Origin of the sequence: Thorsellia kenyensis (genome assembly GCF_042432445.1) — a bacterium.
GTDB classification, from domain to species: domain Bacteria; phylum Pseudomonadota; class Gammaproteobacteria; order Enterobacterales; family Thorselliaceae; genus Thorsellia; species Thorsellia kenyensis.
On the sequence record NZ_JBHLXE010000097.1, the window covers coordinates 66,111 to 78,299 of the forward strand.

11 protein-coding genes and 1 tRNA gene are annotated in these 12,189 nt (G+C 32.1%); 3 read left to right on the plus strand and 9 right to left on the minus strand.

The window, feature by feature from the left end; all coding sequences use genetic code 11:
* Positions 1–60 precede the first annotated feature (60 nt).
* On the plus strand, positions 61–816 hold the full coding sequence (locus ACFFIT_RS09365; protein WP_385877394.1) for a SapC family protein: 756 nt from the start codon (positions 61–63) through the stop codon (positions 814–816).
* A gap of 336 nt (positions 817–1,152) precedes the next feature.
* Here the strand turns inward: ACFFIT_RS09365 and ACFFIT_RS09370 are convergent, their stop codons facing one another.
* The 4 genes from ACFFIT_RS09370 to ACFFIT_RS09385 form a co-directional block, all read right to left on the minus strand.
* A complete protein-coding gene (locus tag ACFFIT_RS09370) occupies positions 1,153–3,153 on the minus strand; it encodes a hypothetical protein (protein ID WP_385877395.1) in 2,001 nt (666 codons plus the stop codon).
* A 102-nt stretch (positions 3,154–3,255) separates the two neighbouring features.
* Positions 3,256–4,017 carry an outer membrane lipoprotein-sorting protein gene (locus ACFFIT_RS09375; protein WP_385877396.1) on the minus strand — a complete coding sequence of 254 codons (762 nt, stop codon included), beginning with the start codon at positions 4,015–4,017 and terminating at the stop codon, positions 3,256–3,258.
* Positions 4,018–4,041: 24 nt separating this feature from the next.
* The gene (locus ACFFIT_RS09380) at positions 4,042–5,439 is read right to left on the minus strand and encodes an ABC transporter permease (protein ID WP_385877397.1); all 1,398 of its coding nucleotides are present in this window, start codon (positions 5,437–5,439) and stop codon (positions 4,042–4,044) included.
* 136 nt (positions 5,440–5,575) lie between these two features.
* Complete coding sequence (locus ACFFIT_RS09385; RefSeq protein ID WP_385877399.1) at positions 5,576–6,268, minus strand: ABC transporter ATP-binding protein; 693 nt, start codon at positions 6,266–6,268, stop codon at positions 5,576–5,578.
* Positions 6,269–6,824: 556 nt separating this feature from the next.
* Between ACFFIT_RS09385 and ACFFIT_RS09390 the strand changes: the two genes are divergently transcribed.
* Together ACFFIT_RS09390 and ACFFIT_RS09395 are read left to right on the plus strand one after the other, a co-directional pair.
* Positions 6,825–6,899: transfer RNA gene (locus ACFFIT_RS09390), tRNA-Arg, on the plus strand.
* A gap of 212 nt (positions 6,900–7,111) precedes the next feature.
* A complete protein-coding gene (locus ACFFIT_RS09395) occupies positions 7,112–8,344 on the plus strand; it encodes a tyrosine-type recombinase/integrase (RefSeq protein WP_385877400.1) in 1,233 nt (410 codons plus the stop codon).
* Here ACFFIT_RS09395 and ACFFIT_RS09400 read toward each other — a convergent pair.
* The 5 genes from ACFFIT_RS09400 to ACFFIT_RS09420 form a co-directional block, all read right to left on the minus strand.
* Complete coding sequence (locus ACFFIT_RS09400) at positions 8,328–8,522, minus strand: helix-turn-helix transcriptional regulator (RefSeq protein ID WP_385877401.1); 195 nt, start codon at positions 8,520–8,522, stop codon at positions 8,328–8,330. The two genes, ACFFIT_RS09395 and ACFFIT_RS09400, sit on opposite strands and share 17 nt — an antisense overlap.
* Positions 8,523–8,563: 41 nt before the next feature.
* Positions 8,564–8,953: a hypothetical protein gene (locus ACFFIT_RS09405; protein ID WP_385877402.1), complete on the minus strand. Its 390-nt coding sequence runs from the start codon at positions 8,951–8,953 to the stop codon at positions 8,564–8,566.
* Positions 8,946–9,503, minus strand: coding sequence for an MT-A70 family methyltransferase (locus tag ACFFIT_RS09410; protein WP_385877403.1), 558 nt, complete (start codon positions 9,501–9,503; stop codon positions 8,946–8,948). Before ACFFIT_RS09410 ends, ACFFIT_RS09405 begins: the two co-directional genes overlap by 8 nt.
* A 368-nt stretch (positions 9,504–9,871) precedes the next feature.
* Positions 9,872–10,795: a hypothetical protein gene (locus tag ACFFIT_RS09415; protein ID WP_385877404.1), complete on the minus strand. Its 924-nt coding sequence runs from the start codon at positions 10,793–10,795 to the stop codon at positions 9,872–9,874.
* 312 nt (positions 10,796–11,107) lie between these two features.
* Entirely contained in the window at positions 11,108–12,067 is a 960-nt protein-coding gene (locus ACFFIT_RS09420; RefSeq protein WP_385877405.1) for a hypothetical protein, read from the minus strand.
* Positions 12,068–12,189: the final 122 nt, after the last annotated feature.

Genomic DNA, 12,189 nt, shown 5'->3' on the forward strand with positions numbered 1-12,189 from the left:
GAGTAATTCAAAAGATCAATAATATCGTAATAAATCAACTTTTAAATGAGGAAATTGACTATGCAAAATAACTATCCGTTATTTTATAAAAATCCTGCAGTTCTAAATACTCGTGACCATGCAAAAATAGCTATAACACAAGAAATTGATTTTTCTTTTGCAAAAGAAACTATAATAATCCCAGTTGTTGTTTCAGAATTTATGCCCTTGATCAGACATTATCCTATTGTATTTACGCAATCGGAAAATCCTAGTGCAGTAGCCATCATGGGGATAAAGCAAAATGAGAATCTATTTGTTAATGACGGACAATGGAAGGCAGATACTTACATTCCTGCGTATGTAAGAAGATATCCATTTATTTTCTTTGATGCTAATCAAGAGGATAATAAAACACAACAATTTTTAGCTATAGACTTAGAGGCAAAAATAGTCGATTTAGATAATAGCACATTAGCAGAAGATAGATTTTTATTTAATAAAGAAGGGGAGCAAACAGATTTATTAAAAGCAGCACTGACTTTTTGTGAAAATTTCCATAGAGAAGGAATGATCACACAAGAATTTATTAAAGCATTAAAGCAGCATGACTTATTGCAATCTAATTCATTGAACATGAAATCACCTTCTGGTGAAGAGCAGAAAATTGATGGATTTATGTTGATAGATCAAGCTAAATACCAAGCTTTATCAGATGATACATTATTAGAATTTCAAAAGAAGGGGTGGGCAGCTCTCATCACACTTCAAATGGCATCATTACAAAATTGGCAACTTTTGTTTGAGGCACACATAAAGGCTTCATCTAATGCGTAATTGCCTTTTTTAAGTTCGGATATACAACCCTAAAATTATAAGTGCTCTTTTCATACTAGGTGAACGGAGCACTTAATGTGCCCCGAACCTCTTTTTAAAAACTACTGATAGCTTAAAATATTACAAGCATCTCATTCTTTGTATGGTGCAGAATGAAAATCTTTAACAACAAATTCACTCTTATCTAAAAACTTATAGATATTGAGTGTTATTATATTAATAATCATTTAGCAAGTTGCTAATTATTTTAAAGAAATTTACTTCTTAAAATACATAAAAAAAATTTGTGTTAGTGCAAATTGTTGATGATAAATATTAAAATAAGTAGTATTCAAGTTAATAATAGTAATTTATCTCAGTTGAAATAACCTGATCGCGCTTTTCATTGTTAATATTTTGCTGATGTGGATCAAAATATTGAACAGAGAAGTCAAAATCTTTATATCTATATCTTAATTCAAACCAGTTTACAAAACTGTCATCTTTTAAGTCGTACATATTAAAGGCACTGAATTTCAAATCATCAATAAGGAAATTATTCCAATCAATGCGTGTAAATGTTGCATATTTACCGAAAAGTCTTTGATTAATTAATTTTAGTTGTCTTAATTGCTGATATCCAGTAGGAGTAATTTTTTGAAGGGTTAAAATCTCATCACGACTTAAACCACTGTCATCATATAAAAATTCACCAGTGACAGTAAAGTCTTCGAGTGGAGTCCATCTAGCCCCTAATGCAAACTGTGTATGCCAATCCTCTTCATCATTATTAATAAGAAGATCATATGTAGACGTTTTTTCTCCTGTAGACAATTCACCATAAGCAACAATATCATCTTTAAGTGGGAATGATAGGTTAAAACCAAATTGTGGATGATCTTCCTTTGAAAGATAGACCAATACTTCTGTAGAAAGATTGGTAATATATTCTAAATGAAGCGATAATATAAATCTTAAATCAGGATTAGTATTTGCTAATTGTAAGTTAGCGCTATTGTCTGATCCTACATCCGAAAGTTTTGGACTGATAATCAAATTAAGAGCACTTTTATCAAAAAATTTGCTCAAATTTAATGAAACATTACCTAAACGTGCCTTTCTACTCACTTCTGGATCAAAAGAAACATTTTGAGTGGTTTGTTCTACAGCAAGATAATCATTTGGATTATAACCAATTGCAATACCTTTACGATTATTTATTCTTCCTACATCAACAATAAAATTTTCTGCCACAGTACTTGAAACATAGGCTTCTTGCAAATAATTTGTTGTTTCTCTATTTTCTATTCTTTTGGCTATATCTGTACTTAATCTATTACGTATCAAAAACTTTATTTTTTCATTATATTGGTGTTGCCACGTAATGTTTATTGCACCTTTTAAGGTATCATTGCGCCTCTGATGTGTATATTTTAAGTCGCCTGTTACATTTAAATTTCTAGATTTATATTTTTGAGGCTTAGGGGATTCTTTTTTTATTTCATTATCAGAACTGTCAATGTTAGGGTTTTTATTAGCTAAGTCTAAAGCATTATTTTCAGAATTTGATAAAGATAAAGTGCTTATGTCGGTCTCAGATGAGCTTGTGTTATTTATTTCTGCGGTTAATTCAAATTCGGCTGTGTTATTAGCTGAAGTTGAGGATGGTGTCGTCGATACACTATCAGCTAAATCTAAAGCAGACATTTCATTTGAAGTAAGGTTGCTTGCTGCGGGTGGATTTTGTGCTGATTCAACAGTTTTTTCTGAATTATCGTCACTAGCTGCGACTAAAACATTGGATTTACTTGAAGTAGTGCTAGTTTCAGCGAATTGTTCAGACAATATAGGCGAGTTTTCGTTTGCAGACTCAATGAGTGCACTCTTGTCATCTACACTTTCACTCTTTGATAGTGTTTGTTGTTCACTAGGTTCTAAAGTAGCTATTTCATCTAACGGTTGATGATTATTAACTCCGCTCACTGTATTAGTTGATTGACTCTCATTCACAGTGACATCATTTTTTTCTTTATTTTGGCTAAGCTGGCTGTTATTACTTTTTAAATTGTTCTTATCAATCTTTTTTGTTTCTTCTTTGCTAGGGATATTAGTATTAAGATAATGAGAAAAATCAAATATAAAAACATTTGATATGATTGAATTTGCAAAGTTAAACGAATCATATTTTTTGCAAACAAGAGACGCCAAATAATTTTCCTTTGGTTTAAAATCCTTACCCCAAAATATGCCATGCAACTTATGAGATTGCCAATAGCCATCTACCGTATTAACTTGGCTATTGGCCTTATTTAAAGAGCATAAGGCTAGAAAAATAAATGTTGAGTGACTGATTTTCATTTTGCGTCTCTTTGGTAAGTAGACTATTAAGAATAATAAGAATAATAAGAATAATAAGAATAATAAGGAATAATAACTCACATCCTTACTGATGTTATTTTTTTAATTTATATTGGGTAAGTACGCACGTTGAAACCAAGCGTCAGAAATATTTTCCAACTGATGATTTGACGTTTGCATTATGGTAACCCAATTAGGATTCACTCCATCAATTATAACGGTTTCAGTTGGTCTTGATAGCCCTTCAATAGTTTTAAATCCTCTATAATATGCAGTTTTGAGGAGTTCACCACTTTTGGTATAAAACTGTGCTTTTATAGGTGAATTAGTATTTGCATCAATCCAATACAAAATCCTGTAGTAAGTTACATTAGCATTTTTGGCGTTAAGCTCTAGTAAATTAGCATTTCTATTTTGCTTGTCACCATCTGTTATTTGCTCTTCTTTGACAAGAGATGCATTATAATCAAGCGCCCATACGGAAGTGACAACGTCACCATTTGCTGCTTGTCCTGTTAAACGTTGCTGTGGAGAAATTGGTACGCTAGCGCTTGTTTTGGGGTCAAAAGCCCAAAGATTATCTTCATTTTTAAGCATTAACTTACCCTGATCCCTAGAAGGCTCTAAGTATTTAAGCAATGTTTTAAATTGCATTTGGTCATTGTCTCTTTTTGAAAAGAGTTTTAATACTGTTTGAGCATCTAAACTTTTATTTTTGTAGCTAGATATTTGAGCATTCAATGTAAATGAATTTCCAGGGGTTCTGATACTGTCGCTTTTTTGTAGCATCGTTTGAGCATCAGAAGAAGCGTAAACTTGAATTGACACAAAAAATATGAGGGTTGAAATTAAATATCTAAACATGAAAAGTTTCCTGTAAGTTAGTTTTTATAAATGTTTAAGAGCCTTAATAATAGTCATTTTAGATGCTCTTTGCGCAGGGAGAATTGACGCAAAGATCGAAATTGCTATCATTAAAAATATTGAAAGTAAAATAATTTCATAGTCAGTCCATAGGTTTATGATAATCAATTGGGGATTAACTACACCGGGCGGAAACCATGTCATTTCAGCCTTGTTAATAAAAAAAGTTACACAAAGTGAAAAAATAATCGCTACAAAGCTACCAAATATACCTAAAATTGTACCTTCCATAATAAATAACATACGAACACCGTTTTTGGTTAAACCAAGTGCACGGGTAGTCCCTATGTCATTAATTCTATCCATGACCGACATATTGATAGTATTTGAAACTGTAAAAGTCACAACAATTAAAATTATGACCAGTATAAAACCGAAAATACCATTAAACATATCAACAATTTGCAGATAAATTGGTTGAATCGAATAAAAATCCTTAATCGTCAAAGATTGATCAGGAAATTGATCTTTTAGTATATCATTAATTAAGACTCTAGCCCTGTCCATATATTCTGTTTTGTTCAGTTGAATAATGATGCTAGTTGCGATAGGGGCTTCATCATATAGAACAAGTGATTGAAGTAAAGAAAGATCCATTCCAACATAAATATCATCTAACTCGCGAGAGCTTTGTTTTTCGATACCAATTACTTCAAGTCTACCAATATTGGGCATACCTGATTGTGTTGTAATAAGAAGATCTATTAGTCTCTTACCAGAATTAATTGGACTTTCACTAGTCAAATCAATAATATCATCGGGTAGTCTAGCCTGTTCTAAATTAGAAGGTGCTGAAGAAGTGATTTCTGGTTCACAAGGAACTGGATAATCTTTTGGAAGAAGATCACACATTCTCAGTACTAAAGCAAGACCACTGCCAATCGTTATGTCATTTTCTTTAAAATCAGCTGGCCAAGCGTCAATTTTAGGAAGCCTTAAATTATTGGGGTTCCAAACTTGCATTTTTATTTTGTCTTGAACATTAAATCCATTGACCCAAACAGTTCTTGTAGCGTCATTAAAGGTATAATTAGCAATACCACTCGTGGACAGATGCCCTGTGACCACAGTGGTCATTTTTGCTAATTCATCATTTGATTTAAGAGCATTTATTACTTTTTCATAATCTTTAATGCTGTATTTTGTGGGATTACCTTTCCCATAGACAAGAAAATCACTATGTTGAATTTGTAGGTGTCCAAATGATCTGACAAAAGCCGTTTCAAGAGAATATTGAATAGATGTATTGTAGCCTGCAAAAATAATCAAGCTTGTTAAACCTATGGTGATGGTGAAAAGTGTTGAAAGACTTTTTCTCCAATGCCTTATTAGGTTTCGAAAACTCATGGTGAAAAGTATCATTGCTATAAAAAACCTTTATATTGATTGTTAGTGTATTAATTAAATTAATTATATTAATGCAGAGATTTTAATTGCATATTCTCAAAGGCGTTAATTGTATTTTTAATGGAAACTGAAATTAAACATACCTTTAGATTTAATGAGGGTGGGAAGAAACAACACAACCATCTTTTATAAATATGGATTCATCAGCTTGGTTTATTATACTTTCATCATGGGAAGCTAAGACTAGCGCAATATTATGATTTTTTATCATGTTTTGCAGTAGATTAATTATATCTATTCCTGTTTGACTATCTAGATTGGCTGTAGGTTCATCAGCAATAATTAACCTTGGGTTGTGAACGATTGCCCTAGCTATTGCCACTCTTTGCATTTGTCCGCCAGAAAGTTCTCTTGGATAGTGATTTAATTTATTATCTAATTGAACTTCTTCAAGTGCCAACTTAGCCCTTTTTTTGCGCTCTTTTTTGGAAACCCCTTGAAGCATTAGGGGGTATTCAACATTTTCAGATGCAGTGAGAATGGGTAATAAATTAAAACTTTGAAAAATAAAACCAATATGATTTCTTCTAAAAAAACTTAATTCTTTATCGCTCTTTTTAGTGATGTCATAATCTTCAAAAACAATTTGACCTTTTGATGGCAAGTCCATAGCGCCAATTAGATGTAAGAGTGTACTTTTCCCACTGCCTGATTTTCCAGCAAAAACAGTAAATTTACCTTTAGAAATATTCAAGTTAATATTATTGAGAGCAGTAAAAGGTAAATCTTTATTTTGAGAATAAACTTTTGAAACGTTGGTGATTTTTATTAGAGTATTTGTCATTATAGTAAAATTCTTTGAGCGTGATAAAAAAATTAATAAAAGTTGGTGTTTTTCGCGATAATCGGAATAAAAATTAAAAATTAAAAAATAAAAAATTGATCGATAACATCAAAATTTAATTATCTGGCTTATTGTTGTTTAAACTAGCTTGAAATGATAGCAAACTATAATTGTAAGTTTTTAGTAGCGTATGAAAAAAGCATTTAAGTAAACAATGAAATAATAATGCAACAAATGATCTCTAATAAAACATAAGCTACCTTTTGTTATAGTTGCTAGCTTCATGAGTAAGATAAAACTTAATCAAAAGCTATTTGTAACTAATGCTTTGATATCAAAATGACATTTCTTGATAAGCTTAGCCATCTATTATACCAACTTGTAGTAGAACGTGTAGTTTATTTTTGATTGTTTTGTAAATTTTAGTATAATTAAGATGCTTTTAATGTTTTAAGTGTCCAAGTATGGTCTTTTGGGGACCTTTAATTTTAAAAGCGTTAAAATTGTTTTTATGATTGATTTGTGTGTAGCTTTTATTATAAAATTATCAACCATTGTCCCCATAGTTAAATGGATATAACAAGCCCCTCCTAAGGGCTAGTTGCAGGTTCGATTCCTGCTGGGGACGCCACTCAAATATCCTCACTTATTCTTACATGTTCTTTTATCCGTAAAATTCGCTTTTAAGACATCGACTTAACGTATCTTTTGTAAATTTTATGTTCTCAAATGTTCTCACTTATTCGGTCATATTCCATTGCAATAGTTAATAATAGTAACATTGATAGTAACACGGAGTGGAGTGTAAATTCTTATGTTACTATTATTGGAGAGCTTATTGAAATGGCTAGAAAAATCAAACCTCTTACTGATACCGAAATTAAACAATCAAAACCAAAAGGCAGTGATATTACTCTTTTTGATGGTGATGGCCTAGAGTTACTAATTAGGGTTAACGGCACTAAGACTTGGCGGTTTAGGTACTATGCACCGTTGACAAAAAAAAGGGCTGTAATCACAATTGGACAATATCCAATTATATCGCTGAAAGATGCAAGAAATAAAAAAATAGAGTTTTTAGAACATTTAACAAATGGCGAGGACCCTCGTAATTCAATTGAAATGCAAAGAACTAAAAAACATACCCTTGAAAAAGTGACATATGATTTTTTTGAAATTTATAAAACAAAAGGGCATACCGAAAAGACATTAAGCCGCTTTATTCGCAATATGGAATTGCATATTTTACCGCACCTTAAAGATGTTGATATTGAAAAATTAAGCCCTCAAATGGTTTTACCAATCTTAACATCACTTCAAGCTAAAGGCACCATTCATAATGCTAATAGAACTGCTGAACAGCTAAATAAGATAATGGAGTACGCTCAAAATATGGGCTTAATATATGCAAATCCTTTAAGCAAAATAAAAATGATGCTGATGCCTGACCAAACAGTTAATCGTGTGACCCTGTCACCTAAAGAATTGCCGATATTGATGGATGTTATAATTAATGGGTTTATTAATTTACAGACAAAACTTGTGCTTGAATGGCAGTTATTGACTATGACAAGGCCAAAGGAAGCCGCAACAGCTAAGTGGGAATATATAGATTTTGAGAATGCCACTTGGACTATTCCTGCCAGCGATATGAAAATGCGCAAAGAGCATACAGTAGTATTATGCAAACAAGCATTAGTCGTATTAGAAGTAATGAAATTTGTGAGTTTAAGCAATATTTATGTGTTTCCTAATCGTTCGGACATCAATAAGCACATGTCAAAAGAATCTGGTAATAGCGCATTAAAAAATAATGGATTAAAAGGTAAGATTCAAGCACACGGAATGAGGGCGCTTGCTAGCACGATTTTGAACGAGGAGGGGTTTGACCCTGATCTAATTGAAACGGCTCTTAGCCATACCGATAGCAATACAGTAAGAGCCGTTTATAATCGAAGTCAATACATTGAAAGAAGAAGGGTAATGATGGAGTGGTGGGGTAATCATATTGAGTCTGCCATTGGAACTACAGCAGCTAAAGAAGCGTTAAAATTTAAGCTTAACAAACATGACTAACCCTGTGGGATTCAATCCATTCTTGTACTTCAGTAGTAACATAAGCCTTTCTTTTAGTCCCAAGCAGTACTGGTTTAGGAAAGGTTTCATTTCTTCTTAAAAATGCGATAAAAGCAGAACGACTGTTATATCGCATTAATTCCATAACTTCTTTGGTTAATAAATATTTCTTTTCCATATAAGCTCCTAAAATAAAAAAGCCACCTTATTGGTGGCCTGTTAATCAGTTTCCATATCATTAATTAGCGTTCGTTCAAATAACACCTGACGCATAATTCGTTCAGTTTCTGCAAAATCCAGATCATTAAAAGGACTATACTTATGAATATAAGCACGATCAATAGCACAGCATGGATCACTTACTTGCCACGCTTCGATGAAATGGTTTGTCACCAAATATTTTTTGTTAACCAAGTACCCACCCTCGACAATTTCTATTAATACTGCAGGTTCAATATTCTGTTCAGCGTAAATACCAAGAATAAGATCGCCAAAATGGACTGTATCCAATGGAGTCCAGCCGTTCTTTTTGCATATTTCGTTATGCTTAGCTCTGAATTCATCAGGGCTTCGGCACTCATAAAAGGATAGGTTAATAGCTTTATTCATCCGACCTCCAAATAACAGATGATTCTATTTCATTCCCCCATGCATCCCACCCATCAAATTTTTGTCTGGCAAATAATTCAACGCGAGGGATATCACCAAGTAAACGTTCCAAAGCTTGACGAATTTCATCAGGTTTTTGGCTGTGCTCACGTCTTGGGGCTGTTATGTGTTGGCAAATGCTAGCATCAAATCTAGGTGGTAACTTGCCTTTGACAGCAAACAAACAATCTTCACTGTTCGCTCTGGTCATGTGTCCCATACCAATTGCGCTGTTTCCCTTATTTTTATTTGTTTTATGCCATGTAAAACCTTTCATTGTCATTAAACGAAAGCCCCACATTTCAACCACTTTCAATGCTTCAAGCGGTTGAGTTGGAACCCACCACATCGCAAGCAGGCAAGACTCTGCACTAATTTGATGAACTGGTAACCGGCAGATGTCTATCACACTCATCGTTGAGTACTTGAAATCTGCACCACGTTCACCGCTTTGGCACTTATCTCGGTATTGCCATGGTGGATCTGCGTAGATTAGGGTATATTTTTTCATATAAACCTCTTTTTTAGGCAATAAAAAACCCTCACTAGGAGGGCTATTTTTGTTTTTTGCAAAATAAAAATTGCTGTTCTGTTAAAGCTATTTTTCCTTTATTACTTAAAGAATCTAAGCATTGCTGATGAATGAATTTTTGATCATCTTTTTGCTTGTTGTAATAAATAGTTAAAATGCTAATAAGAAAAAATGAAGACAATAAAACTATGTAAGGTATATCTCTCATATGAGCCTCAAATTTTAATTAACGTAATGTGAAATGATATAAATAAATGTACCTACTAAAGTGCAAAATATAATTGCTTCTTTTCCACTCATGCTATTTTCCTTTTGATTAGAATGAAATAGCTGAGAAAAGAAATCAGCTATTTACATTTTATTAAAGTCACTTTTTCCGCATAACTAAGCGGTATCTTGGAAAAAATTAAATCATTTGAATTGATTGGATTAATAATTTTGAATGCCGCTTTCTTGTTTTCACAATATCTAACAATATGACTCCCATCATAATGAGATGCCACTATCCCACCATCATTTAATTTGGTAAAAGATGTAAATGGTATTTGATAGAATATAAAGCCATAGAAAAATGATGCAGTCATAGGGGCTAACAAAAGCATCGTTGCGTAAGAATACACATTTATTCTATATATCGTTCTGTTGTGGAGTTTTTTTTTGATAAACCCCCTTTCACAAATGAATTGGATGTTTTTTAACACATTCAGTGTGATTGAGAATGATACAAATATAGTAAAAATAATATGTCCAATTGGAAGATACATTAATATAACGATAAGTATAAAATTAATTGCGAACCATCCATTTAAAGCTAGTACCATGTTTTTTTCATAGTTTTCGCTCATAGGCAATAGCAAATATACGAAACCGTTTACAATAATTCCCATTATTACCCAATGCATTATTTGATAATAATTAATAAGCCACATAATTTGCTTAATAGTCATAATATTATTAAATAGTAGTAGTATGAAAATAAATAAAAACGCAGAGAAAAACATTATATAAGCAAGATTAAAGAGGGCTTTTTTTGGTTTTTTATATCTTAAAAGGGTGCAATCAATTAATAAACCGGCAACCAAACAAAATATTATTAAAGGGAGTGTTCTTACTGAATATAAAAGGGCATCAGTAAAAGAGAACTTTAATAATGAAAATGGGTATCCAAAATAAAACATTTCTCCCAATTTAACAAAAAAAGTTAGAACATAAAACGCTACTAATAAAATTGTTGTAATTGGTAAAAAATCCTTAAACCTATTCAAGTCCATCAGCAATAGCCCCGCTTTTTAGTAAATTATTTAATAGTTAAATGTAACTATTATTGATCGACTAGATAAGCGGGTCAAAACTAAAGTCTAAAATGGGGTTTTATCACTCAAATCAATAGAAAGATCACTAATATTGGCAAGTTGTTTTGATTATGACTTGAATGCTGTGATAGTTTTCATACTGTTACTCCAAAAAAAGCCCACTGGGTAGTGGGCTAGTTAAATTAAATGCTAAGCTAATTAATTATGATTCTAGCTGAACAATTAATTCATCAGGTGAGGGTTAATATTAGAAATTACTATTTATATGTATCAACTAAATTGACCATTAACAATTGCTCCATCAGAACCAATGATTCCATATTGGTTGTTAAGCTTTGTTTTATAAATGCCATATCCATAAGACTCTTTAACATCAATTTGGTAAAACACTTTGTGATCTAGCTTATTATCGACTGCATTTTTTGTAAGTATAACAACAGGTTCCCCCTTTGATTGTACCGATGGAAAAATAATTCCGTCAGCGCTGTTATTATTGAGCTTCAATAACGTATCGCAAATAACTGATGTCACATGATAAAGATTTGGATTTGTGTCTATTGAGCGTGACATGATATCGCTAAAAAAAGCATTGATTAATAAAAATGATTTATAGCCGTCATCATTAAGTAATTTTGTGAAATCCTCTATATGTTTAGTCATATTTTTAAAATGAGCATCACCGTAGTAATTAGGTTTTATTTGTCGGATAACACTATCTACTATACCAATATCATAGAGCTTTAGTTGCTCAGAATCCTTTTTGCTAGATAGTAAAAGATTGAACTGGGATTTTTTTGATGCTTTAACTTCTGAAAGAGTGGTATCAAAACAACGGTTGAAAAAAGTTGTTTTTTTTAAAGCATTAAGATTCCCCCAACTATCAAAAGCATTAGGTAGGACATCTAAACAAGCATAAAAGACAAATTTGCCCAATTTATTTGCCCTTCCTAAGTCACTACCATTTGGATTATAGGAAAGAGCGCTTACATTTTGTGGTATTCCTTTTGATTTTGTTGCACGGACAAATATTGGATTACCCTGAAAGTTATTTAAAAGCGCAAAATTCCCCATGAAAAATGGTTTTAGATAATTTATAATTTCAGTTTCACTTAGTATGGGATCATCACTACTAATGTGTCCATTTAGTATACCGATATTATTTGATAGAATTTGTGGGTTGGTTTCATTGAGATTATCTGATATTGGTTTAGATGAATCAATTTTTAACATGCATCCTCCTGCATTTATTCGTTACATTAATTTTGATTCGGTATACTCATCTATTCTATACCCGTGATCGATGAAGATGCTTGACATTGAAAGATCAAGAGATCAGAATACTTAATATGAAT

Excerpts from the sequence above, each read along its gene's own strand:
- ACFFIT_RS09410 (WP_385877403.1), bottom strand. The coding sequence starts at position 9,503 with ATGAAAAAATATACCCTAATCTACGCAGATCCACCATGGCAATACCGA.
- ACFFIT_RS09400 (WP_385877401.1), bottom strand. The coding sequence starts at position 8,522 with ATGGAAAAGAAATATTTATTAACCAAAGAAGTTATGGAATTAATGCGA.
- ACFFIT_RS09370 (WP_385877395.1), bottom strand. The coding sequence starts at position 3,153 with ATGAAAATCAGTCACTCAACATTTATTTTTCTAGCCTTATGCTCTTTA.
- ACFFIT_RS09365 (WP_385877394.1), top strand. The coding sequence starts at position 61 with ATGCAAAATAACTATCCGTTATTTTATAAAAATCCTGCAGTTCTAAAT.
- ACFFIT_RS09415 (WP_385877404.1), bottom strand. The coding sequence starts at position 10,795 with ATGGACTTGAATAGGTTTAAGGATTTTTTACCAATTACAACAATTTTA.
- ACFFIT_RS09395 (WP_385877400.1), top strand. The coding sequence starts at position 7,112 with ATGGCTAGAAAAATCAAACCTCTTACTGATACCGAAATTAAACAATCA.
- ACFFIT_RS09380 (WP_385877397.1), bottom strand. The coding sequence starts at position 5,439 with ATGATACTTTTCACCATGAGTTTTCGAAACCTAATAAGGCATTGGAGA.
- ACFFIT_RS09420 (WP_385877405.1), bottom strand. The coding sequence starts at position 12,067 with ATGTTAAAAATTGATTCATCTAAACCAATATCAGATAATCTCAATGAA.
- ACFFIT_RS09385 (WP_385877399.1), bottom strand. The coding sequence starts at position 6,268 with ATGACAAATACTCTAATAAAAATCACCAACGTTTCAAAAGTTTATTCT.
- ACFFIT_RS09375 (WP_385877396.1), bottom strand. The coding sequence starts at position 4,017 with ATGTTTAGATATTTAATTTCAACCCTCATATTTTTTGTGTCAATTCAA.
- ACFFIT_RS09405 (WP_385877402.1), bottom strand. The coding sequence starts at position 8,953 with ATGAATAAAGCTATTAACCTATCCTTTTATGAGTGCCGAAGCCCTGAT.